Raw genomic sequence first — 24,754 nt, 5'->3', positions numbered from 1 at the left:
CAATGAAAAAACTGCTTATTGCCCTGATGACCACGACAGCGGCAGTTTCGCTGGCGGCGTCCGCAGAGGCAGCCGACAAATTGAAGGCTTGCTGGGTCTACACCGGCCCGATCGGTGATTTCGGCTACTCCTACCAGCACGACCAGGGCCGTCTCGAGGTGGAGAAGGCGCTCGGCGACAAGGTCGAAACCGCTTATCTCGAAAACGTCTCCGAAGGCCCTGATGCCGACCGTGCGTTCGAGCGCCTGGCGCGCGAAGGCTGCAAGATCATCTTCGGCACCTCCTTCGGCTTCATGGACCCGGAAGTGAAGGTCGCCAAGAAATTCCCCAAGGTGATGTTCGAGCACGCAACCGGCTACAAGACCGGTGACAATCTCGGCATCTACAATGCCCGTTTCTATGAAGGCCGCTATGTGCTCGGCCAGATCGCCGCCAAGGAATCGAAGGCCGGCGTTGCCGGCTACATCGTTTCCTTCCCAATCCCCGAAGTGGTGATGGGCATCAATTCCTTCATGCTCGGCGCACAGTCGATCAACCCGAACTTCAAGGCCAAGATCGTCTGGGTGAACTCGTGGTTCGATCCGGGCAAGGAAGCCGACGCCGCCAAGGCGCTGTTCGACCAGGGCGCCGACATCGTCGTCCAGCATACCGATTCGACCGCTGCCCTGCAGGTGGCCGAGGAGCGCAAGCTGCACGGCTTCGGCCAGTCCTCCGACATGATCAAGTTCGCGCCGAACGCGCAGCTGACCTCGCTCACCGACGAATGGGGTCCGTACTACATCAGCCGGGTCCAGGCGGCTCTCGACGGCACCTGGAAGCCTGACAATGTCTGGCTCGGCATCAAGGACGGCGCGGTCAAGCTCGCCCCCTTCACCAACATGCCCGACGACGTGAAGGCGATGGCCGAAGCCACCGAGAAGAAGATCGCCGGCGGCTGGAACCCCTTCACCGGACCTATCGCCAAGCAGGACGGCACGCCGTGGCTGAAGGATGGCGAGGTCGCCGACGACGGCACGCTGCTGGGCATGAACTTCTATGTGAAGGGCGTTGACGACAAGCTGCCGCAGTAAGCGGCGCGAGATTCCAAAAAGGAAAGGGGCGCCGCAGGGCGCCCTTTTTCATTCGGCGGGTTGCGTCGCGGCCTGGGTGCGACGAAACCTTGCCAAGCCGACATCGACCGCGCGGCCCAGCCAAATCCTGAGCAGCCGTTGCGCTGGTCGTTCGCAGGCGCTCCAGATCGCCCACGAAACAAAGAGCATCAGTGCGGTGCAGCCAAAGGCAGCAAACCATTTGCCGACCAGGGGAGCCGCGGCGTTGATGACGAGATAACCGATGTTCTGGTGCAGGAGATAGAGCGGATAGGTCAGCCCACCCAGCGCCAGGGTGAGCGCCGATGACCGCACGCGATGACGCAACAGGACCGCGCCGTCAAGGCCGCGTGCATGACGACATTGGCGACGACGAGATTGGCCGACGAAACGGCGATGCCATAGTGATCCTGCATCCAGTGCTGGGTCACGGACAGTGTGACGCATGAGATCAGGAACGATGCCGCGAGCAGCAGCAAGGCCGGCAGGGAACGGCCATGTGCGTGGAGGTGGTGGACCAGCACGCCGGCGGCGAAGAACGGCGCGAACTCGGTGATGAACAGCACCCTTGCCGCGCCGCTGCCGAGGAAGAATTCGTTCAAGGCCGAGATCGCCAGCCAGATGAAGATCAATTCCAGCTTGTGTCTCTGGAACAGCCCGGTGAACAAGGCCAGCGTCACCCAACCGTAGAAAACCAGTTCAAGAACGATCGACCAGTAGACGCCATCCACGAAGGGCTGGCCGAAGGCTGGCGCGAACATCGTCAGATTGGCGCCATACTGGGCGAACGAGGCCGGAAGCAGCGGTGTGCCGGCAAGCACGACAATCGCGAAAGTGATCGTCATGCAGAGCAGGAAACCCGGATAGAGGCGAACGAAACGTGCGATCGCGAACTGGTCCCAGCGCCGGTTTTCCGCCGACCAGGCAATGACGAAACCGCTGATCAGAAAGAAAAGATTGACGCCGAGATAGCCATGGATGGCGAACGGTGCTGCACGTGGATACGCCTCGCCAAGGAAGCCTTCAGCGGCCGCGCCGCGAAAGAAATAGTGAAACAGCACAACGGTCAGCGCCGCCGCCAGCCTGAGCAGGTCCAGCGTCGCGATGTGATCCCGCCTGGCAGGTCTGACGTCCATCCGAATTTCCGCATTTACGGTCTGGAAACCATACTGCGGATCGCGGCTTAACGGGTTAAGCGGGCTGAACTATCGCCAGGTGTAGTAAATACGGCAGCGTCAGACCGCCGAACCGTAGAGGTCATAGGCGTCGGCGCGGTCGATCTTGACAGTGACGATGTCGCCGGCGCGCAGCGGACGGCGCGACTGGATATGCACCGAGCCATCGATCTCGGGCGCGTCGTATTTGGTGCGGCCCTTTGCCGATGTGCCGTGTGCTTCGTCGATCAGCACCGGCAGGCGCTTGCCGACCTTCCTGGCCAGCTGCGTCGCCGAGATCTTCTGCTGGCGCTGCATGAAGCGATGCCAGCGCGCTTCCTTGATCTCTTGCGGGACCTGTTCGAGACCGAGGTCGTTGGAGCGGGCGCCCCGGACTGGCTCGTATTTGAAGCAGCCGGCGCGGTCGATCTTGGCCTCGTCGAGCCAGTCGAGCAGCATTTCGAAATCGTCGTCCGTTTCGCCGGGAAAGCCGACGATGAAGGTCGAGCGGATGGCGAGATCCGGGCAGACCTCGCGCCAGCCGCGGATGCGCTCGAGCGTCTTTTCGCCATGGGCGGGCCGGCGCATGTTCTTCAGCACCTGCGGCGAAGCATGCTGGAACGGGATGTCGAGATAGGGAAGGATCTTGCCGTCGGCCATCAGCGGGATGACATCGGCGACATGCGGGTAGGGGTAGACGTAGTGCATGCGCACCCAGATGCCGAGCTTGCCCAGCTCCTCGGAAAGATCGAGGAATTTCGCCCGCACTTCGCGGTCGCCGAACATGCTGGTCTGGTACTTGATGTCGATGCCGTAGGCGCTTGTGTCCTGCGAGATGACGAGGATCTCCTTGACGCCGGCCTTGGCCAGTTTCTCGGCCTCGCGCAGCACGTCGGCCGCGGGCCGCGAGACGAGGTCGCCACGCAGCGCCGGGATGATGCAGAAGGTGCAGCGGTTGTTGCAGCCTTCGGAAATCTTGAGATAGGCGTAGTGGCGCGGGGTCAGCTTGACGCCTTGCGGCGGCAGCAGGTCGATATAGGGATCGTGCGAAGGTGGCGCCGCTTCGTGAACGGCGGCCATCACGCTCTCATAGGCCTGCGGCCCGGTGATCGCCAGCACATTGGGGTGCCTCTCGCGAATGACGTCCGGCTCCGCACCAAGGCAGCCGGTGACGATGACCCGGCCGTTTTCCGAAAGCGCGGAGCCGATGGCGTTCAGCGACTCGTCGCGGGCGGAATCAAGAAAGCCGCAGGTGTTGACCACGACAAGGTCGGCGCCGTCATGCTTGCGTGCGATCTCGTAGCCCTCGGCGCGCAGGCGCGTGATGATGCGTTCCGAATCCACAAGGGCTTTCGGGCATCCAAGACTGACAAAACTCACGCGAGGAGCGGACATAGAGGGTTTCCGGGCTTTTCAGGATTGCCGGCGCAGTACCACACTTATTGCGGCATTGGTATGGGCACGCCTTCGATGCGGCAAAACGCACGGCGACTGCGCTTGCGACCATGCTCTTCCGGATCGAAGACGCAGCCGGCAGCCGCCTCAGCTGACCACGTTGTTTACATGCGGCCAGACTTCCACCGCACCGCGGTAGACCATGTCCACGGCCACATAGAGAATGATCAGCAGGCCGATATAGGCGATCCAGCGGTGGCGATGCAGCAACTTGGCAATGAAAGTCGCGGCGAGCCCCATCAGCGCGATCGACAGCACGAGGCCGATCACCAACACCGGAAAATGATCGCGCGCGGCGCCCGCGACCGCCAGCACGTTGTCGAGCGACATCGACACGTCAGCGACGACGATCTGCAACGCTGCCTGGCCGAGCGTCTTGCGCTTGGTTTTGCCGGCCACCATCTTGTCGCTGTTGAGATCGGAGTTCGACAGCGCCTCGGTCGCTTCCAGCTCATCGGCATGCGATGTGCGCAGCTCGCGGTACATCTTCCAGCAGACCCACAGCAGCAGGATGCCGCCGGCCAGCAGCAGGCCGACGATCGCCAGCAGCTTGATGGTAACCGCGGCAAAGCCGATGCGCAGCACCGTTGCCGCCAGCACGCCGATGAGGATCGCCTTCTTGCGTTGTTCGGCCGGCAGGCCGGCAGCGGCAAGGCCGATGACGATCGCATTGTCGCCAGCAAGCACGAGGTCGATGGCGATGACCTGGAGCAAGGCGGTCAGGCTGGCAGCGCTGAAAATGTCCATCGACCGGAAGCCCTTGCTGATTTGCCGAGTGTTCGTCGATTATTCAGGACCGGCCCTAACTTGGTGGTCCCTTGGCGTCAAGGGATCACTCACGGCGACGTGATCAAACCCATCTTTGCACTGAAGCCGCGTTGAGGGAGCGGCCGCGCGCGCCCGTAGCCGGGCAGAACCACCGCGGCCAACTGCCAATCAATCGTAGAGATTATACTTTGCCCACTCGGCTTCCGGAATCTCGTCGCCGATCCGATAGCGGAGCTGCAATACTTCCATATGGTCGGGCGCCGTCTGGCATTTGAATTTCAACCGGTACCATTGCCCCTTGCTACGAAATGCAGCACCCGGACTTCTGATTGCATCGGCGCCCATCTCGGGCGTCGCGAAGGCGTAGGCAACGACGCGATCCGCCTTGAACTTGCGATCGTCATGGGTGATCCGGTCGAGCACTTCGGCGTCACAACGCTGTTCAAGACGGGTTTGGGGATCGAGTTTCAACAGGCCGGCGCGCAAGGCATTGTCCATTGCGTTGGCCGGGAAACCCAGTTTCACGGACGCAAAACCCAGTGTCACGGACGCCAGGGCCATCATGCAGAGCTTCTTCATGGGTGGGACAAGCATCATATTTTACCGGAAAAATCAACCAAGGGGAGGGCCCCGAAGCCTGCAGGACCCTTCAATCAAATGGCCGGTTCGTTCAAAATTGCGTGTCGAGATTCATCATGCGATGGTTGCGGCCAACGGACCAACGAGGCACGGCCGGCATCCGTGAGATCGTAGAGGCCGCGGTCGACGCGCGCGAACCAACCATAGACATTGTGCCGCAGAATCTTCGGCGCGATCGGCGTCAGCGCCGTCAGATCGCGCGGGCGCTTGGGTCCGTCCGCCATGGCGGCGGCGCAGGCAAGCGCGCTTTGGCGATAGGCGGTCATGATCGGATTGCGCGATCCTCCTCCCGCAACGGGATCGCCGCGGCGGCGCTGGTGCTCGTCGACCAGGCGAGAGCGCCGCCGCGCATTCTTGCGCGGCGCCACGGCGATCGGGCTGAGAAGCACCTCGACCCGGTCGGTCGCGGTCACGCCAAGCAGGCCGAAGCCAAGCCGGCGGCAGAGATTGCGAAACCGCGCATCGCCTTCGCGTCCCTTGCCCCGGACCGACATGCGCGCGGCCAGCCACACCTCGTCGCAGGCCGTCGCGCGGTCCACGCCCTGCAGTACCAGTTCAAGATTGAACTGCAGTTTCAGCTCGCAGATGACGACGATAGGCGGCTCTCCGTCGCGCAGCGCAACGATGTCGCAGCCACCGATCTCACCCTTCACGAGGAAGTCGAGGCCTTCGAGGAACTGCTTCACCGGCGCATAAAGTGAGGTCTCGTTCATACACAGGAGACTTAGCCGATTCGGCGCAAAAAGCCTTCCTGCCAGCTCACAGCAGGAGACAGTCTCCTTTGCCGAACAGCTCTCCGTTGAGGACATGGAAGCCAGCGAGCCCGGCATCGCGATGCCTATGATCATGAAAAAGTGGCGCCGCCGTCCGGAAAATTAGAAACGACTAATGCACTTGTGTCGCATCAGTGTCGCAATCGCGCGATAATTAACCAATGCGCGATTGACGAACGCAGCGTGACGCGCGTCCTCCCAAGATGACCCCTCTGGTCCCTGCCGGTGGGGTTTTCTTTTTTCAATGAACCGTACTGGCGCTCGCGAAGGGGAAGCAAACCTGTCGCGACGCCGCCTTACGTCAGCCTTCCGCTTTGGTGCTCGGTGCTGCTGGATTCGATCGCCGCCTGCGGGGCTGGATTGGATAGCCGATCTGGCCAAAGTAGGTCGAAGGGACCGGATCATCGACGCCGTACTTCTCCGGCACCTTGTTGCCGGTGGCATTATAGGTACCGAACATCACGTCGAGGAAGGGCAACTGCCCGGCGAAGTTCTTGTCATAGGCTTCCCGCTGATTGGCGTGATGCCAGCGATGGAACTGCGGGCTGGCGATCAGCCACTTCAAAGGGCCTAACGAAATCCGCATGTTCGAATGGACCAACATCGTGTGCCATAAGTAGATGACCGAAAAGATGGCGATCGAGACTTCCGAGAACCCGAGGAAAAAGACCGGCGTCAGCGATATTGCCTTCGTGACTATGATGTCGACCGGGTGAGAGTGGAAAGCACCGAGCCAGTCCAACTCCTTGATGCCGTGATGAATGGCATGGAACTTCCAAAGCGCAGGGATTTTATGAAAGGCGCGATGTGCCCAGTAGACGCCGAGATCGGTGATCAGGATGATTTCCGCAACCTGTAGCCAGACGGGCTGACTGCCAATGGCTTGCGTTATCGATTGCGGGACAAGCATGGCAGCGAGCCCGAGGACACCGGCGGCCATCAAAACGACGGCCGCCTTTACTATGAAGCTGTTGAACAGCAGGTAGATCACATCGACGGCAAAGCCCTCGCGGAGGATCTTTTGCGGCCGCTCGGCAAAAAGATGTTCGAACGGAATGAAGATCAGCGCGCAGATCAACAGCGCCTTGATACCAAAGATATCCATTCACCCGCCTCTATCGCCCTGGCTTCGTGTCACCCGCGGAAAGCCGGTGATTCGCTAGTCTAGCGCGCAAAGCCACGTTTGATGCAATCGACCACCGCCCTTACCGGGGCGGATGCACGCCAGGTCGTGCTGGAGGTTATGGCGTCCTGGCGAGCCTGTGCGTCCCGGCTTGCCTTTCGCGCATGTTCAATCTCCTCGACCAGCCGCGAATTGTCCGAGCGCAGGTGCTCCAGTTCGGCATCGTTTTGCCGCGAGTGCACGCTGGCTATGTGAGACCATAGCTGCCGTTGCCAGCGGTCCAGGGAAGTCTCCCGGTCCAAGGCATGAGGCTGGAGCTGATCCCGGACCGCGGATGCGAGCCTGCCGAGGCCCATGACGGCGACGGTGTCGGGAAGGAACGCCGTCTCATGCTCGATGCCGAGATGATCGAGAAAGCGCTCCGCATTGACAATGGCGTCCGCGATCAGGTTGGCGTCGTGGAAGGAAATGATGCAGTCCGGCTTCATAAGGCCGAGAACGCCGACAAAGTCCGAAAAGCAGGCCGTGTTGGTGTGCTCCGCGTCGATCAGCGCGAGCGTCGCCTTGGTCTCGATCGACTGGGGCGGCACATTGGAGACGTCGCTATCGATGGTGATCAGCTTGGCCATTGCGTCGGGCGGAAGCTTGTCCGACAGCAAGGCAACCATCCGGGCCGCCGTGTTGTCTGGGTAGTGAAAAACCTCGGCACGCTCGTCGGGCTGGGTCGCCGGCCGCAGATCGACCGATATCACCGCCTCGCAGGCCGGATCGATCAAATGCGGCAACAGGCTGCCGCCGATGTCTGAGCCAACCTCGAGATAGACGTATCGGCCGAGTGTCGATCGCGCGAAGTTCTGCACGCGCAGGAAACTTGTGCGGTCACTGAGCGTGCTTCCGGTATCGACCTGGAAAACAGCAATGTCGAGCGTCTCGATCATGCCCATCGCTTGATTGGCGGTTAGCATTCAGGGGCTCCCATTGGACAATTATTCGCCGCTTGCTTGCATGGCGCGACAGGTTGAATCGCGCAAATCCTGTTGCACTTCGGCTGGATATCCGCAACAGCGTATTTCGCCATGGAACTGTTGAGCGCCTTGAAAGGTCGACGATGAACCGCCTCTATACTGATCTCCTGATCAAGATCATCGCCAACACGATCTACGGCTCTGGTTCGCAGGTGATCGATCCCTCGAAAATCGGAGAGTCGACCCCCTTCAATCGCGAGGATCGCCTCGTGGGTCGCGATTGGCCGACGGTTGCTCACTCCATGGCAGGCGTCAAGCGCCTGACGAATGTCCGCGACCTCGTCCAGCGCGTCATCGACGAGAACGTGCCCGGGGATTTGATCGAGACCGGCGTCTGGCGCGGTGGTTGCTGTATCCTGATGAAAGGCGTTCTGGCCGCCAACGGGATCACGGACAGGAAGGTGTATGTCGCGGACTCGTTCGACGGTTTGCCACCGCCGGACCCCGAGAATTTTCCGGCCGACCTGGGTGACAGGCTGCACGAATACCGGCAGCTGGCGATCGATCAGGCACAGGTCGAATCCAACTTTGCCGCCTATGACCTGCTGGACGACCAGGTGGTCTTCGTCAAAGGCCTGTTCGGGGACACCTTGCCTAGCCTGAAAGCCGGTCCATTCGCCCTGATTCGACTGGACGGCGATATGTACGAGTCGACGATGGACAGCCTTGAAGCGATTTATCCAAGGCTGTCCCCCGGCGGGTTCGCGATCATCGACGACATGGCGTTTGGGCCATGCCGGCAAGCGGTCGACGACTACCGCGCGCGCAACGGCATCAAAGCCGAGATCCACGAGATAGACTGGACGGGCGGTTGGTGGCAGAAGCCATTGGCTGACAACTGAGCCACGGAATCGCGATGAAAACGAACACCCTGTCCGTCGTTGTTGTCGCCTACAACATTCCCCGAGAGCTGCCGCGAACCTTGCTTTCGCTCGCAACGCCCTACCAGCAAGACGTGAYGACGGATGATTACGAGGTCATCGTTGTCGACAACGGATCGTCACCGGCCGTTGGTGAGGGCCTGGTTGCGGACTATGGGCCGAACTTTCGCCTGCTGCGCATCGATGATGCACTGCCTTCGCCCGCGGCTGCCGTCAATCGCGGGATAAGGGAGGCGAGGGGGGACAACATCGGCGTGATGATCGACGGCGCACGGATCGTGACGCCAGGGTTGGTGCATTTCGCTCGCATCGGCCTGGGCATGGCGCCGACGGCAGTCGTGGCCGCACCCGGCTGGTATCTTGGCAGCGACACCCAGGTGAATGCCCGTAGCAATGGCTATACGAAGGCCATCGAGGATTCGCTTTTGCAATCGATCCGATGGCCGGAAGATGGGTACCGTCTGTTCGAGATCGGGACGATGGATGAGTCCTCGGTCGATCCGTGGTTCACGCCGATATCCGAAGCCAATGCCCTGTTCATGAGCCGGGAGAGCTGGCAAGTGATCGGTGGCATGGATGAGCGCTTCACCTATCCCGGAGGCGGCCTCGTCAACATCGATACGCTCGAACGTGCGATGGAGATGCCGCGGGCAAAGCTCATCCTCACCCTGGGAGAGGCTACATTTCACCAGTTGCACGGAGGTGTCGCCACCAACGCAAGCGTCGAGCAGCCCAAACATTGGCTCCTCTGGAAGGCCGAAAGGGATGCGTTGAGGGGGCGCGCGAACTTTACCTTTCACGCCCCCTCGGCTTTCGTGGGATCGCTGCCTCCAGCGCTTGCGCCGCACCTTGCCCGCGCCCTGATTGTGTCTCCACACGGCGCCGGGCCAGCCACGGCCGCGGGCTTCAGGGCGCAATTGAAGCCGTCGGAAGAACCCGCGCTGACCAACCAGGCAGCCGCGGCGCTTGTCGAGTTGGCCAAGGTCGAGTTGGAGCGCGGGAATTACAAGGCGGCGGCAGACGTCGCTCGCATGGCAAGCAGCCATGCACCCGCCGAGCTTGCAACGTCTCGCGTGCTTTTGTCAGCCGGCCTTCTTTCGCGGTACAATGAGCATCGGGATGCCGCCTATTTCACGGCGATAGGCGATGCGCACCGTGTCATCGGCGAGAACGAAACCGCCGACAGTCAATACCGCAACGCGCTGGCGCTTGCCGCCGACAGCGTGGGTGCCCATGCCGGTCTGGCCAGCACGCGGATGTCGGGGCCTTCCTATTACGACTGGCTGGAGCGTTTTTACGCAGAGCTGAAGCCCGCCGTGGTGGTGGAGATAGGCGTCTTTGACGGCGTGTCGCTTTCCAAGGTGAAGGCACCAACCCTTGCAATAGGCATCGATCCCAATCCGCGCGCCACGGTGGCGCTCGGCGCGCAAACGCACATTTTTCCGGAGACGAGTGACGTCTTCTTCGATCGCGGTGGAGCGGACGCCCTGCTTGCCGGTCGCCCGGTCGGTGTCGGGTTCATCGACGGTCTGCACACTTTCGACCAGGTTCTGCGCGATTTTGCGAACCTTGAACGCTACTGCGACGCCGGCTCGGTTCTGCTCGTGCACGACACCGCCGCCCTGGACGAGGCGACGCAAAGGGTTCCGCCGACGACGCAATTCCACACCGGCGACGTCTGGAAACTGGTTCCGGCGCTCAGGACGCTGCGCCCCGATCTCGACGTGTTCACCATTGCAACGCCCTGGACCGGGCTCACCGTCATATCCGGCTTCGGCAAGGGCAGATATGATCGTTCATGGATCGCCGACGCCGGCAAACGCTTTGCAAACATGGAGTTTGCCGAGATCGAGGCAAACCTTGGCGAAGCGCTTGGCCTTGTCGCAAACGAATGGGAACCTGTGCTTGCTCGGATCAGGGCCAACCTCGTCGGCAAAGCTGTGGCAATTCACAATCAAGGCGGCTGGCGGCGGCAAATTGCCAGGCTGATGAAGAGGCTATGATGGGCGGGTTCCTGCATCAGTACTTTTTGAACAACAGCGGCAAAGAGATTTACAAGTGGCTGCACTATTTCGACGTGTACGAGCGCCACTTCGAACGGTTCAGAAACCGGAGGCCGGTCGTCGTTGAAATCGGCGTCTACAAGGGCGGATCGCTCGACATGTGGCGTGCTTATTTCGGCGAGGGCGCGCGAATCGTCGGAGTAGACATCGATCCTGCATGCAAGGCGCACGAGTCCGAAGGGGTCGAGGTCTTCATTGGAAGTCAGGACGACCCTCGACTGCTCGATCGGATCGTCGAGAAATATGGCCCCATCGACATCGTCATCGATGATGGCAGCCACATGATGGATCATGTCATCGCGACCTTCGAGCATCTTTACCATCATGTGCAGCCGAACGGCGTCTACTTCGTCGAGGACACGCACACGAGCTATTGGGATGACTATGGCGGAGGGCTGCGCAAGCCGGGATCGTTCATGGAATTCGCCAAGGGAAAGCTCGACGAGATCAACGCGCATCACGCGCGGGGCGCCTTGCCGCCGAACGCCTTCACCCATGCAACAGACTCGATCTGTGTCTATGACAGCATTGTCGTCTTTGAAAAACGGCCGCAGGGCAGACGTCAGTCGCTCTTGACCGGGCAGGGGTAGACTCCGTCACGGGCCAGTCTGAAACCGTTGGCTCGGTGCTTCGCGCTGACGGTCGGCCCGAACTGCAGGTATCCGGGCCTGCGATCTTGAGGGCAATTATTCCCTGAAGGCCCGGGAAAGCTGATCGGTGATGGGTTTCATCAGATAAGACCAGACAGTGCGGTCGCCGGTCTGGATGTGCAATTCGGCAGGCATGCCCGGAATGAGCCGGGTTGCCGTTTTCAGGCAGACTGCCTCGTCGGTAATGTTGATGCGGGCCTCATAGTAGGCCGTCCGGTTGGCTGTGTCCTTGACCMGATCGGGGGAGATCCGATCGACCGTCCCGTGACACTCCGGCGTGGTGTTGCGGTCGAAGGCAGAGAAGCGGATGACGACCGCCTGGCCAAGGCTGACATCGTCGATGCGCAAGGGCGGAACCTGGGCATCGATCACCAGATCGTCCGTCTGCGGCACGATCAGCATCATGGTCTCGCCAGATGCGACAACGCCGCCAACCGTGTGGATCGCAAGTTCCTGCACGACCCCTGATTGCGGAGCCTTTATCGTCATATGGTCCAGCTGGTCCAGGGCCACCTGCTTGCGCTCGACCAGTTCGGCCTCCTTGCCTTCGGCCTCGCGCAGGTCGGCGTTGGCGCTTTTGCGGAAGTCGTTGTCGAGCTGGATACTGGCCAGCGCATTCTCGCTGATGCGCCCTTCCACTTCGGCGATCGCGGCCAGGAGCCTTCCAGCCTCGCCCTTTTGCTGGATGGTCTGCGTTTTCAAAGCAGTCAGGCGATCCAGCGATGCGAACCTCTTGGCGTAGAGATCCTGGATGATGACGAGGTCGTTGGTCGCCAGGTCGAGAGCTTCCAGGGCAGCGGCACGCTGGGCCTTGAGGCCTTCGATCTGTTCCCGATATTGATCGTTGCGGGTTCCAAGCTGCGCCTTCTGGCTTTCCAGAAGCGTCATGTTGCTTCGATGCAGCGCGCTTTCACCCGCGATGAGGATCGCCATTGCGGGATCGCTGGCCCGGGCGGACAGATCGTCCGGGATGATCATCTCGTCGCGGCCAATGGTCTCTGCCTCCAGGCGGGTCATTTGCAGCCGCGCACGGTCGAGCTGTTGGCCAATGATGCCGAGGTTTGCGCGTGCCACCGTTTCGTCGAAGCGAACCAGGACCTGGCCGGCCGTAACCTTGTCACCATTTCGCACGAGGATTTCGTGGACGGTTCCGCCAGTCTGCTCCTGCACCTTCTTCACACTCGATTCCACCACCACCGTTCCGCTGGCGATGACCGCGCCGGCAAGGGAAGTGGTCCCGGCCCAGATGCCGATGCCGCCAACAAGTGCGGCGACAACGACGAGGCCGGATCCAATGGTCGATCGAACGCCATCGCCGCGCATCGACGGGCGTTGCAATGCCGGCGGGGTTGCTGCGCGCGATAGCCTCATGTCACTCGTTTGCATTGGCGCCAAGCTCATCATGGCCGCCTGTCATGCAAGGTGACGACAGTTGGTGCGCGCTCGCCGCCCGGGGCCTGTTCCGGCCGAACATTGGCTGGGCGCGTCATCTTCGCCAGCACTTCGTCCCGCGGTCCGATCGCCTGCACCGTTCCGCCGGCCATTACCAGCACGGTATCGATATTCGCCAGTGCCGCGGGCCGATGTGCGATGACGACGACGATGCCACCTCGATCGCGTACGCCCTTTATGGCGGCGCCCAGGGCGATGTCGCCTTCGCCGTCCAGATTGGAATTCGGTTCGTCGAGAACGACGAGGAACGGATCGCCATACAATGCCCTCGCCAGACCGACCATCTGACGCTGGCCTCCGGAAAGTGCTGAGCCGCCTTCGCCGATACGCGTCTGGAAACCGTCGCTCAGCCGGAGGATCATCTGTTTGACACCGGCGGCTTCGGCCGCCGCCACGACTCCGTCCGCGCTCGCATTGGCGTTGAAGCGGTTGATATTCTCGGCGACGGTACCCTCAAACAACTCGATGTCCTGCGGCAGGTAGCCGATGTCGCGTCCAAGCGCTTCTTCATCGAATTGATCGAGTGCGGCCGCATCAAGACGCACAGTGCCGCGAAGCGGGGTCCATGCACCGACGAGCGCACGCGCCAGCGTGGACTTGCCTGACGCGCTTGCTCCGATGATGCCCAGCCCGGCTCCCGCCTGCAAGGAGAACGCCACGTTCTGGATGATTGGTTTTTGCTGGCCGGGAGCACCGACCGAGATCGCCTCGACCGACAGCGTCTCCCGAGGCCGTGGCAGCGTAAGAGGCGCTTCTTGTGCATCGGCGTTGCGCAGCATCTGCTTGAGCCGGCCATAGCTCTGTCTGGTCGAAACCCAAGGGCGCCAGTTGGCGATGACGAGATCGACGGGCGACAGTGCCCTGGCGAGCATGATCGACGTCGCAATCATGATGCCGGGCGATGCCTCGCCTTCGATCACCAGGTAAGCGCCAAGTCCGAGCATCAGCGATTGCAAGATCATTCGCCACGTCCGCGAGACGGTCCCGGTCGCGCCGACGACATCGGAAATGCGCAACTGATTGGCAAGATACGCTTCGCTCCGATCCTGCCAGAGACCGCTGATGCGACGTCCCATGCCAAGCGCGCGCACCACCTCGGCATTGCGACGCCCGGCATCGGAAAGCTGCTTGCGGGAAATGGACGATTCCATCGCTCGTTTGGCGGGACCGCGGCTTAAGCCTTCGGCAACCAGTGTCAGCAAGACGCTCACGATCGCGCCGGCCGTCGCGAGCGCTCCAAGCAGCGGGTGGAGGAAAAAGATGCCGACCAGATAGAAGGGCAGCCAGGGCAGATCGAAGAATGCTGTCGGGCCCGATCCCGAGATGAAACTGCGTATCTGGTCGAGATCGCCGATCGGCTGAAGGCGTGTGCCTTCCTGACCGGACCTGAGAGGGAGCGAGACCGAAAGAGCAAAGACAGCGGGTTGCAGGCTGGTGTCGAAACGCCTGCCGATCCGTGCAAGCAGCCTGAGCCGCAGGAGATCAAGCAGACCATAGGCGATGTAAAGTCCCGCCATGGCGATCGAGAGCACTGTCAGGGTCGGAATGCTGTGCGAAGGCAGGACGCGGTCATAGACCTGAAGCATGTAGAGCGAGCCGGTCAGACCAAGCAGGTTGATCATTCCCGAGAAAACGGCAACGCAAACCAGTGCCGCGGCGCACGACCTTAGCGCACGGCTGGGCTCGGACAATCCCGCTGGGGCAGGCCGGGTGCCGCCGCGGTTCTGTATCTGAATTGCCACATGCCCCCGCTTAACGTTCAGGCTACGACGAAATCGGCGTTGGTCAGCGCCAGGTTTGCGGCAAGCGTGGCGAAATGGGTGGAACCACCCGCCGCACTGCCGTTGCTGTCATAGATGAGCCAGCCGGTATCCGTCTCATAGATGATATGATCGTTGCCGTCACCCGCAAGGCCGGTGGTGTTCTTAACGAACTGTTCCGCCGTCAGCGTGCCGTTGCCGCCAAGCGCTGCAAAGATCGCATTGTCGACCTGGATTGTGTCGTCGACCACCGAGAAGTCGGTGATGCGGTCGACATTGGCAGTGGCGTTCAGCGCCGTGGTGAAGACGAAGGTGTCATGCCCGGTGCTGCCGGACAGCGTGTCGTTGCCGAGCAGGCCGTTGATGATGTTGTTGCCGGAATTGCCGGTGATGATATTGGCAGTCGAGTTGCCTGTGCCATTGATGGAAGCCGCGCTGCGCAACGCCAGGTTCTCCAGCTCCTGGCCGGAAAGATTGAACGAGACATAGGCCTGCACATTGTCGGTGCCCTGGCCGTTGAGCTCGACGACATGGTCTCCGGCATTGTCGACATAGTAGGTGTCGTTGCCTTGAGCACCACTCATGGTGTCGGCGCCGGCAAGGCCGTTGATGACGTTGTTGCCGCTGTTGCCGGTGATGATGTTGGCAGCGGAATTGCCGGTGCCGTTGATCGAGGCCGCGCCGCGCAGCGCCAGGTTCTCCAGTGCCTGTCCCGATAGGTTGAAGCTGACATAGGCCTGGACATTGTCGGTGCCCCCGCCATTGGCCTCGATGACATGGTCGCCGGCATTGTCGACATAATAGGTGTCGTTGCCTTGCGCGCCGCTCATGGTATCGGCACCGGCAAGGCCGTTAATGATGTTGCTGCCTGAATTGCCGGTGATGATGTTGGCAATGGAATTGCCGATGCCGTTGATGGAGGCTGCGCCGCGCAGCGTCAGGTTCTCCAGCTCCTGACCGGAGAGATTGAAGGAAATCGTGCTGTTGACTGTATCGGTGCCCTGGCCATTGGCCTCGAGGACAACGTCGCCGGCATTGTCGACCCAGTAGGTGTCGTTGCCGGTGCCACCGCTCATCGTGTCGGCGCTGGCGCCGCCATTGATGGTGTCGGCGCCGCCGAACCCATAGAGCACGTCGTGCAGCGGCGTTCCGTTCAGCGTGTCATTGCCACTCAGCGCGAGATTGAGCAGACCCATCGTGTCATTGCTGAAGACGAAGCTCGCAACGTCGGTGGCCGCTACGTTCAGGCCCGTGATCTGCAGCACCGTGCTGCCAGCCACCACATACTGGACGGATGTCACGGTCCCACCGGTAGGGACGCCGGCGTTATAAGTGAATCCAGAGCCCTGAAAGAGTGTGTAATTCGACGCGTCGTCAAAAAACCTTGCATAGAGAGGCTGCGGGTCTTCGAAGTCGTAGTCGACCAGTGCTCCCACCTGCAGCGTATCGAAATTCAGTCCAAAAACCGTACCACCGCTGACAACAGCCATGACGTTCTCCCACCCAAGATTAACAACCCCAACCTATATTTACGAGGTTTCCTGAAACAGCACAACTGACCGTTCTTACTTGTAGTTAGCCAGCGAGGGTTCGGGATGGAATTGTTGCGATGGACTTTGGCGGTGGCGGCAAGGTCCGCTTCGGGCCGACCGGCATGACTTTCTTACACCACAACGAAATCGGCGTTGGTGAGTGCCAGGTTGGCGGCGAGGGTGGCGAAATGGGTGGAGCCGCCAGCGGCACTGCCGTTGCTGTCATAGTAGAGCCAGCCGGTGTCGGTCTCGTAGATGATATGGTCGTTGCCGTCGGCGGCAAGGCCAGTTGTGTTCTTGACGAACTGGTCGGCCGTCAGCGTGCCGTTGCCGCCAAGCGCTGTGAAAATGGCGTTGTCGACCTGGATGGTGTCGTCAGCGACCGAAAAGTCGGTAATGTGGTCGACATTGGTGGAAGCGTTGAGCGCCGTGGTAAAGACGAAACTGTCGTTGCCGGTACTGCCAGACAGCGTGTCGTTGCCGAGGAGGCCGTCGATGACATTGGCGCCCGAATTGCCGGTGATGATGTTGGCGGTCGAGTTGCCGGTGCCGTTGATGTTGCCGGTGCTTCTCAGCGCCAGATTCTCCAGTTCCTGCCCAGAGAGGTTGAACGAGACATAGGCCTGGACATTGTCGATACCCTGGCCGTTGAGCTCGATCACGTGGTCGCCAGCATTGTCGACATAATAAGTGTCGTTGCCGGTGCTGCCACTCATGGTATCGGCGCCGCCGAGGCCGTCGATGACGTTGTTGCCCGAATTGCCGGTGATGGTGTTGGCGATCGAATTGCCGGTGCCGTTGATCGAAGCCGAGCTGCGCAATGCCAGGTTCTCCAACTCCTGTCCGGAAAGACTGAAGCTGACATAGGCCTGCACATTGTCGGTGCCCTGGCCGTTGAGCTCGACGACATGGTCACCGGCATTGTCGACATAGTAGGTGTCGTTGCCGATGCCGCCCTGCATGGTGTCGGCGCCTTCCTTGCCGTCCAACGTATCATTGCCGCCAAGGCCGCTCAGCGTGTTGACACCTGAATTGCCGTTCATCGCGTTGGCTAGGCTGTTGCCGGTGGCGTTGATCGAAGCTGCGCTGCGCAGTGCCACGTTCTCGATGTTGCCCGTGAAGTGGTTGCCGTCACTGAGGTTGATCGAAATATAGCCATTGACGATATCCGAGCCGTTGGCGCCGGCGGTGTTTTCACTGACGATATCGCCAGCGTTGTCGACATAGTAAGTGTCGTTGCCGGCCCCGCCATACATGGTGTCGGCACCCGCCTTGCCATCCAGCGTGTCATTGCCGGCCTTGCCGTCCAAATGGTCGCCGCCCGAGGAACCATATATGGCTTGGGTGCCGTCGGTGCCGGTTAGCGTCAAGGCATTCGTGCCAAGCCCGACGATAGATGAAATGCCGTTCACCGCTGTCACGGATACCGACGTGCGGATGGTCGACTGGCCCATCAGATCGATCTTGGCGTTGAAGCCGGCAGCGATCGTCGCGGTGAGAACCACCGGCGTCACCTGGTCGCCGCCGGCAAACGTGATGGTCTTGAGACCGGCTGTCAGCTCCTCGGAATAGCCGCCGGCGCTGCCGCTGGCCGTGTTCGGTCCGCCGCTGACGGAAACCGTTATGTTGCCGCGCCCTTCGCCGATCGAATAGAACTGGTCGGCGGTCACGGTATCGTTGAAGGCGACACCGGTGAGAAACTGGTGATTGCCGCCTGGCCGGCCGAAATCTTCGGTCAGCATCGTCGCGTTGAGGCCCTGATAGATGCCCTGGGCCTGGCCGACACCGACCTCCTGATAGTCCGGATCCATCAAATTGACCCGGTGGCCGCGGCCAGGGTAGTTCGAATCGACAAACAGAAGTTGATGTAGCTGCAGAGACATCGCCGGTGTGAGCGTGCCGGAAGTAGCGCTGTAGGCGATGTTTTCGCCCGCCGTGTTCCAGTCATAGCCAGCGGCCGTTATTCGGGCGAATGGATCGTGGCCGCTCAGATCAGTATGCGAAAAGTAGTCGTGGTCGATCATGTCCTGGCTATGAGCCCGCGCCACGCTGAGCAACGTGTCGTTCATCGCCAGCGGCTGCTTCATCGCTGCGGAGATGGTCTCGTTGGCCGGGACCCCCTCATTGAGGCTTATGCCATATCGTGCGGCTTCAGCGGCCGGATCAAGCCGCGCGCGATTGATCAGTTCCAGGATTGCCTGCTCGACAGCACTCTGATTGGCCATGACTTTCCCCATCCAGTATTGTGCGAGTATTATTTTTAGGCAACATACCGCCAAAATGCCAGCCGGCTGGAAGAAACCGGCTCAAAAGCCGTGCCATTCAACGCTTTGAACGGGCTCCACAGGAGATATGCCCACGCAATCGCAGACGCCGTAATCGGGCGCCTGCGATTGCGTGGGGAGCTCTATCTTCGAGCGGATCAGACCACGGCGAAATCGGAGTTGGTGAGCGCCAGATTGGCGGTCAGCGTGGCGAAATGCGTGGAGCCGCCAGCGGCGCTGCCGTCGCTGTCATAGTAAAGCCAGCCGGTGTCGGTCTCGTAGATGATGTGGTCGTTGACGTCGCCGGCAAGGCCGGTGGTGTTCTTGATGAACTGGTCGGCCGTCAGTGTGCCGTTGCCGCCGAGCGCTGCGAAGATCGCATTGTCGAGCTGGATTGTGTCGTCGACCACCGAGAAATCGGTGATGCGGTCGACATTGGTCGAGGCGTTCAGCGCTGTGGTAAAGACAAACGTATCCTGGCCAGTGCTGCCGGACAGCGTGTCGTTGCCGAGGAGGCCGTTGATCGCGTTGGCGCCACTGTTCCCGGTGATCACATTGGCAATGGAGTTGCCGGTGCCGTTGATGTTGCCGGCGCTTCTCAGCGCCAGATTCTCCAGCTCCTGCCCGGAGAGGTTGAAGCTGACGTAGGCCTGGACATTGTCGATGCCCTGACCGTTGAGCTCGACAACGTGGTCGCCGGCATTGTCGACATAATAGGTGTCGTTGCCTTGTGCGCCGCTCATTGTGTCGGCGCCGGCAAGGCCGTCGATGATGTTGTCACCGGTGTTGCCGGTGATGATGTTGGCAGCGGAATTGCCGGTGCCGTTGATGGAAGCCGAGCTGCGCAGCGCCAGGTTCTCCAGTTCCTGCCCGGAGAGGTTGAAGGAGACGTAGGCCTGCACATTGTCGATGCCCTGGCCGTTGAGCTCGATAACGTGGTCGCCGGCATTTTCGACATAGTAGGTATCGTTGCCTTGCGCGCCGCTCATCGTGTCGGCGCCGGCAAGGCCGTCGATGATGTTGTTGCCGGTGTTGCCGGTGATGATGTTGGCAGCGGAATTGCCGGTGCCGTTGATCGAAGCCGAGCTGCGCAACGCCAGGTTCTCCAGCTCCTGCCCCGACAGGTTGAAGGAGACGTAGGCCTGGACATTGTCGGTGCCGCCGCCATTGGCCTCGATGACATGGTCGCCGGCATTGTCGACATAATAGGTGTCGTTGCCGGTGCTGCCGCTCATCGTGTCGGCACCGCCGAGCCCATTGATGACGTTGTTGCCGGAATTGCCGGTGATGATGTTGGCAATGGAATTGCCGATGCCGTTGATCGAGGCCCCACTGCGCAGCGCCAGGTTCTCCAGCTCCTGGCCGGAGAGGCTGAAGGAGACGTAGGCCTGGACGTTGTCGGTGCCGCCGCCATTCGCCTCGATGACATGGTCGCCGGCGTTGTCGACATAGTAGGTATCGTTGCCGGTGCTGCCGCTCATCGTGTCGGCGCCGGCGAGCCCATCGATGACGTTGTTGCCGGAATTGCCTGTGATGATGTTGGCAGCGGAATTGCCGGTGCCATTGATCGAAGCCGCGCTGCGCAGCGCCAGGTTCTCCAGCGCCTGTCCCGACAGATTGAAGCTGACATAGGCCTGTACATTGTCGGTGCCTTGGCCATTGGCCTCGATGACAAGGTCGCCGGCATTGTCGACATAGTAGGTGTCGTTGCCGATGCCGCCTTGCATGATGTCGGCGCCACCGCGGCCGTCGATGACATTGCCAACATTATTCCCGATGACGGTATCGGCATGTGCGCTGCCGATGACGTTCTCGATCGTTGTCGAGAACGCAAGGCCCAGATTTCGCTCCCATTCATAGGCCGGGGTGGTCGGATCAGTCAGGGTGTTTCGAATAAAGTCCCCAAAGCCACCAAATTGCGCGGTGAGGTCATCGATCTGATTCTCGACATTGTAGTAGTCGAGATCCGAATAGGCGCCGGGGCGCAAATCGACGGTCGAACCCCGGGAAAGCGCGGACAGGTCTAGAGTGTCCGTGCCGCCGGCATCGTAGATCGCCTGCCTGCCATTCAAGCCATTGTCGGTAAAGGCATAGACCGTATTGCCGGTGGCAGTGGTCGAATCTGCGCCGTAGTGGGACTGAATCGCCATGATATCGAGCACCATTGGCGTAAAGGACGACGTTCCCTCGACACTGTAAGCGATGCCCCCGCCGCCGCCGTCTGACCAAGTGAAGAAATAGTCTTCCGAGGTGTAGCTCATCACCGTGTAGGTTCTGCTGTCGTATCCCGCCGGCACAGTCGGCGCCTCGAAGGGGTGTTTCAATCCCAGGGCATGCCCGGATTCGTGGATGAGAATCTGGAAATCAGAGGTATCCTGGGCGAAACTGGATGACTTAAAGGTCTCGTCGACCCAGATGTCGCCGTTGACGGCAATTGCCGTGTTGCCGGGCAGGGGCGGGCCATAGGCATAGGCGGCTATGCCTGAGCCCTCGCGCGCTGTGACGTCGGTGAATGCGACGCGGATTTTCCCGGGGATTGCGTCCGATACCTCGTTTATCGAAGGCGCGATCAACGCGTCCCAAAGGGACAAGGCGATCCGAAAGCTCGCCGCCTGGGTGCTGTTGAAAGGTCCGGATTGAGCGTCGAAAGGCTCTTCCGATCCATAATCTTTCTCCCAGAGTGAACCGGCGCCCGGAATTGAGTAAGTGATCGTCGAGCCGGACCACTTCGCACCGTCCACGTCAACAAGCCCATTCCGAGCCTGTGTCACGGTCACATTTGTCAAAGTCATCGCGCACCCCCCGCGGTTGTTGGACGATAATATTCGGCGACACTATGGATCATAGATAACGGTGTCCGCTACGCTCGGAGAAATTCCAGGAAAAGTGTGAAACAGTTTCCTGTCCGGAATTGTGTCAAACAAAGAGAAAGAGCGGTTTTGCGTTCAGTGAAACGATGAACCGCTCCTACCTTCACACCACGACGAAATCGGCGTTTGTCAGCGCGAGGTTGGCGGCCAGCGTGGCGAAATGGGTTGAGCCGCCAGCCGCACTGCCGTCGCTGTCATAGTAGAGCCAGCCGGTGTCCGTCTCGTAGATGATGTGCTGGTTGGCATTGGTGGCGGCGCCCGACGCGTTGGCGGCAAACTGGTCAGCCGTCAGCGTACCGTTGCCGCCAAGCGCTGCGAAGATGGCGTTGTCGACCTGGATGGTGTCGTCGGCGACCGAGAAGTCAGTGATGTGGTCGACATTGGTTGAAGCATTCAGCGCTGTGGTGAAGACGAAACTGTCGTTGCCGGTGCTGCCGCTCAGCGTGTCGTTGCCGAGGAGGCCGTTGATGACATTGGCTCCCGAATTGCCGGTAATGATGTTGTCGGTCGAGTTGCCGGTGCCGTTGATGTTGCCGGTGCTTCTCAGCGCCAGGTTCTCCAGCTCCTGCCCGGAGAGGTTGAACGAGACATAGGCCTGGACATTGTCGATGCCCTGGCCGTTGAGCTCGATCACGTGGTCGCCGGCATTGTCGACATAATAGGTGTCGTTGCCTTGCGCACCGCTCATCGTGTCGGCACCGGCAAGGCCGTCGATGATGTTGTTGCCGCTGTTGCCGGTGATGATGTTGGCGATCGAATTGCCGGTGCCGTTGATATTGCCTGATCCGGTCAGCGTCAGCTTCTCCAGTTCCTGTCCCGACAGGTTGAAGGAGACGGAACTGAAGACGCCGTCGGTGCCCTGGCCGTTCAGCTCGACGACATGATCGCCGGCATTGTCGACGTAGTAGGTGTCGTTGCCGGTGCTGCCACTCATGGTGTCGGCGCCGCCGAGCCCATTGATGACGTTGTTGCCCGAATTGCCGGTGATGATGTTGGCAGCGGAATTGCCGGTGCCGTTGATCGAGGCCGCGCCGCGCAGCGCCAGGTTCTCCAGCTCCTGGCCGGAAAGATTGAAGGAGACGTAGGCCTGCACATTGTCGATGCCCTGGCCGTTAAGCTCGATGACATGATCGCCGGCATTATCGACATAGTAGGTGTCGTTGCCGGTGCTGCCGCTCATCGTGTCGGCGCCGGCGAGCCCATCGATGACGTTGTTGCCGGAATTGCCGGTGATGATGTTGGCAGCGGAATTGCCAGTGCCATTGATCGAAGCCGCGCTGCGCAGCGCCAGGTTCTCCAGCGCCTGTCCCGACAGATTGAAGCTGACATAGGCCTGGACATTGTCGGTGCCCTGGCCATTGGCCTCGAGGACATGGTCGCCGGCATTGTCGACATAGTAGGTGTCGTTGCCGACGCCGCCACGCATCGTGTCGGCGCCGCCCTTGCCGTCCAGCAAATTGTTGCCGGAATTGCCGATCAGCGTGTCAATGCCGGAACCGCCAACGGCGTTCTCGATTGTCGCGCCGAAGGCAATTGAAACATTGCGGTGGCCGCCGCCGATGTCGGAGAAACTGCCTGCCGCCAGATTGATGATTTGGGCTTGGCCGAACCCGGACGCATTCAGCGTATCGACACCACCAGCGTCCCAAATGCAGATTGCCGGCGAGGGGTTCAGGGCGAAGTTGTACACGTTGCCGGCATTGGAACCAAAACCGTAGACGGTGTTGCCCGTACGCGTCGTCATATTGGCGCCGTAGAGCTGCTGAACAGCCAGAATGTCATACAACATCAGCGTGTCGGGATAGTCGTTGTAGTCGGATGCGCCGGTGTTGGTCTCGTCGAAATAGCTCATCACGCTGTATTGGTTGCTGTCCTGGATGAACTGGGCATCGTTGCCGTAGGTCGGATTGGTATCGGCATTGTATTCGCCCGGATGTGAAAGGCCGAGCGCGTGGCCTGTTTCGTGCAAAATGGTCTGGTAGTCGTAAGAGCCGATCGGCAGATTTCCCGGGTTAACGGCGTCGGTGTTCAAATGCACGTCTCCGGAAATGTCGCCTGGCGCCGTCGTTCCCGGGTAAATTGCGTAGGCTCCTGCGGGATCCGCCTTCGATGTGTAGTTTCCAAACAGCATCGTCGCGTTGTCGCTGGTGCTCGCGGGGTTGACTTGCGTGAAAGTCAGGCCGCAGACCGACGAATACATGGCAAGCACGGACTTGACGGCAGCGATTTCCGCGGAACTCAACGGGCTGAAGGGGGCAGCAAACCCTTGCGAGTCCGTGCAATTGACGTCCGTCATTCGCACAGCCCATGTCACGTTCACCGGCTGCCCGGGCGCTGTGCTCCAGCTGCTTCCGGGCCTCAGGATCGCGCCGGCCCCCATCAATTCGTCATAGCTGGCCCGGGTTCCGCTGACTACGGAAACACCATATTGGCCCACGTAATCATCGTTATATGCGCCGGCATTGATGAAGTAATCGCCGGTGGTCGAGGCCGTGTAGGTGATCGTCGAATAGCGGTACTGGCCCGGGATGACGTCGTCGTTGGACGCAACCAATGTTCCGGATGCGTTCATGAGAGCCATGAACGTGTCCTCGACATTGTCGCCGACGGTCGGACTGACACGCGCACCTTCACCGACTTCCGCGAATGTGTAAGTCTGGCCCGCCACAAGGTGCACCCGGTACCAATCATGGTCACCGGCCGAAGACAAATGGCCAGTCGCTGTCTGGCCGACTGCCAGGGTGTAGCTCGTGGCGATGGATGACGCCGCATCCGTTGTTTCGGTGACGTTCGGCATTGCTTCCCCCTCTGCGTTTCCTGCGGCCGCGCCGCTTATTATCGATAGTGGAGCACGAGGCTGACAACCCGCATGTCCGGCTGGCCTATTTGCCGTCGTTCACTTTGTCCTTGCCGCATAGCCGTTCTGCCACTTCGAGTGCCCTGCGAAGGACTTCCCGATTTTCCGCTGCCGAAATGATCGGGCTTCCAAGGCGTGCTTCGTGCAGACGCGCCAGCGCCTGCTCGCAGGTTTTGGCATTCATCGGGCGCTGCGGATTTCGAGGATAGGATTGTACTGGCTGAGGTCCGATAGTGGATGCCAGCACGATAGCTCCTACGCATAGGAGGTTCCGAGTCATGAGCCTTTTCCGTGACCGGTCTGTCTTTGACCAGGCGGCCGTCCAATTCTCGGCTTGGTGACAGCCACCCATGCCTGTCGCCATCATGATCGGCCACAACCACCTTCCAAAGATACAATC

19 protein-coding genes are annotated in these 24,754 nt (G+C 60.6%); 4 read left to right on the top strand and 15 right to left on the bottom strand.

Annotation, left to right across the window (positions count from 1 at the left end; all coding sequences use genetic code 11):
- Positions 1–2 precede the first annotated feature (2 nt).
- Complete coding sequence (locus AC1DZP_RS17345) at positions 3–1,070, top strand: BMP family ABC transporter substrate-binding protein (protein WP_457153392.1); 1,068 nt, start codon at positions 3–5, stop codon at positions 1,068–1,070.
- A 48-nt stretch (positions 1,071–1,118) separates the two neighbouring features.
- On the opposite strand, the gene AC1DZP_RS17340 is transcribed toward AC1DZP_RS17345, so the two are convergent.
- From AC1DZP_RS17340 to AC1DZP_RS17305, 8 genes are all read right to left on the bottom strand, one after another.
- On the bottom strand, positions 1,119–1,403 hold the full coding sequence (locus AC1DZP_RS17340) for a hypothetical protein (protein ID WP_477304024.1): 285 nt from the start codon (positions 1,401–1,403) through the stop codon (positions 1,119–1,121).
- The gene (locus tag AC1DZP_RS17335) at positions 1,364–2,224 is read right to left on the bottom strand and encodes an acyltransferase family protein (RefSeq protein WP_477304022.1); all 861 of its coding nucleotides are present in this window, start codon (positions 2,222–2,224) and stop codon (positions 1,364–1,366) included. The genes AC1DZP_RS17340 and AC1DZP_RS17335 overlap by 40 nt, the downstream gene beginning before the upstream one ends.
- 99 nt (positions 2,225–2,323) lie before the next feature.
- Positions 2,324–3,637: a 30S ribosomal protein S12 methylthiotransferase RimO gene (gene rimO, locus AC1DZP_RS17330; protein ID WP_477227203.1), complete on the bottom strand. Its 1,314-nt coding sequence runs from the start codon at positions 3,635–3,637 to the stop codon at positions 2,324–2,326.
- Between the two features lie 147 nt (positions 3,638–3,784).
- On the bottom strand, positions 3,785–4,444 hold the full coding sequence (locus AC1DZP_RS17325; RefSeq protein WP_095091573.1) for a TerC family protein: 660 nt from the start codon (positions 4,442–4,444) through the stop codon (positions 3,785–3,787).
- 189 nt (positions 4,445–4,633) lie between these two features.
- Complete coding sequence (locus tag AC1DZP_RS17320; protein ID WP_477304020.1) at positions 4,634–5,062, bottom strand: DUF930 domain-containing protein; 429 nt, start codon at positions 5,060–5,062, stop codon at positions 4,634–4,636.
- Positions 5,063–5,118: 56 nt separating this feature from the next.
- Entirely contained in the window at positions 5,119–5,817 is a 699-nt protein-coding gene (locus tag AC1DZP_RS17315) for a DUF2161 domain-containing phosphodiesterase (RefSeq protein WP_477304189.1), read from the bottom strand.
- Positions 5,818–6,178: 361 nt separating this feature from the next.
- On the bottom strand, positions 6,179–6,982 hold the full coding sequence (locus AC1DZP_RS17310) for a sterol desaturase family protein (RefSeq protein ID WP_477304018.1): 804 nt from the start codon (positions 6,980–6,982) through the stop codon (positions 6,179–6,181).
- Between the two features lie 59 nt (positions 6,983–7,041).
- Positions 7,042–7,965 carry a class I SAM-dependent methyltransferase gene (locus AC1DZP_RS17305; RefSeq protein ID WP_477304016.1) on the bottom strand — a complete coding sequence of 308 codons (924 nt, stop codon included), beginning with the start codon at positions 7,963–7,965 and terminating at the stop codon, positions 7,042–7,044.
- A 143-nt stretch (positions 7,966–8,108) separates the two neighbouring features.
- Here AC1DZP_RS17305 and AC1DZP_RS17300 point away from each other — a divergent pair, with 143 nt between their 5' ends.
- The 3 genes from AC1DZP_RS17300 to AC1DZP_RS17290 are packed head-to-tail and all read left to right on the top strand — an operon-like array spanning position 8,109 to position 11,559.
- Positions 8,109–8,867, top strand: a complete 759-nt coding sequence (locus AC1DZP_RS17300; RefSeq protein WP_457154689.1) for a TylF/MycF/NovP-related O-methyltransferase — start codon at positions 8,109–8,111, stop codon at positions 8,865–8,867.
- A gap of 14 nt (positions 8,868–8,881) precedes the next feature.
- Positions 8,882–10,909 (top strand): glycosyltransferase, encoded by a 2,028-nt coding sequence (locus AC1DZP_RS17295; RefSeq protein ID WP_477304014.1) that lies wholly within the window; start codon positions 8,882–8,884, stop codon positions 10,907–10,909.
- The gene (locus tag AC1DZP_RS17290) at positions 10,909–11,559 is read left to right on the top strand and encodes a class I SAM-dependent methyltransferase (protein WP_206073843.1); all 651 of its coding nucleotides are present in this window, start codon (positions 10,909–10,911) and stop codon (positions 11,557–11,559) included. Before AC1DZP_RS17295 ends, AC1DZP_RS17290 begins: the two co-directional genes overlap by 1 nt.
- Positions 11,560–11,655: 96 nt before the next feature.
- On the opposite strand, the gene AC1DZP_RS17285 is transcribed toward AC1DZP_RS17290, so the two are convergent.
- From AC1DZP_RS17285 to AC1DZP_RS17255, 7 genes are all read right to left on the bottom strand, one after another.
- A complete protein-coding gene (locus AC1DZP_RS17285) occupies positions 11,656–12,990 on the bottom strand; it encodes an HlyD family type I secretion periplasmic adaptor subunit (RefSeq protein WP_477304012.1) in 1,335 nt (444 codons plus the stop codon).
- Between the two features lie 29 nt (positions 12,991–13,019).
- On the bottom strand, positions 13,020–14,762 hold the full coding sequence (locus AC1DZP_RS17280) for a type I secretion system permease/ATPase (protein WP_477304187.1): 1,743 nt from the start codon (positions 14,760–14,762) through the stop codon (positions 13,020–13,022).
- A 68-nt stretch (positions 14,763–14,830) separates the two neighbouring features.
- Positions 14,831–16,321: a beta strand repeat-containing protein gene (locus AC1DZP_RS17275; RefSeq protein WP_477304010.1), complete on the bottom strand. Its 1,491-nt coding sequence runs from the start codon at positions 16,319–16,321 to the stop codon at positions 14,831–14,833.
- A gap of 173 nt (positions 16,322–16,494) precedes the next feature.
- Complete coding sequence (locus AC1DZP_RS17270; protein ID WP_477304008.1) at positions 16,495–18,588, bottom strand: CAP domain-containing protein; 2,094 nt, start codon at positions 18,586–18,588, stop codon at positions 16,495–16,497.
- 197 nt (positions 18,589–18,785) lie between these two features.
- Positions 18,786–21,419, bottom strand: a complete 2,634-nt coding sequence (locus tag AC1DZP_RS17265) for a hypothetical protein (protein ID WP_477304006.1) — start codon at positions 21,417–21,419, stop codon at positions 18,786–18,788.
- A 181-nt stretch (positions 21,420–21,600) separates the two neighbouring features.
- Entirely contained in the window at positions 21,601–24,294 is a 2,694-nt protein-coding gene (locus AC1DZP_RS17260) for a M10 family metallopeptidase C-terminal domain-containing protein (RefSeq protein WP_477227192.1), read from the bottom strand.
- Positions 24,295–24,379: 85 nt separating this feature from the next.
- Positions 24,380–24,538, bottom strand: coding sequence for a hypothetical protein (locus AC1DZP_RS17255; protein ID WP_167392394.1), 159 nt, complete (start codon positions 24,536–24,538; stop codon positions 24,380–24,382).
- Between the last annotated feature and the right edge of the window lie 216 nt (positions 24,539–24,754).

The organism is Mesorhizobium sp. P2_F8 (assembly GCF_056403655.1).
This window is presented reverse-complemented; position numbering and strand designations above follow the sequence as displayed.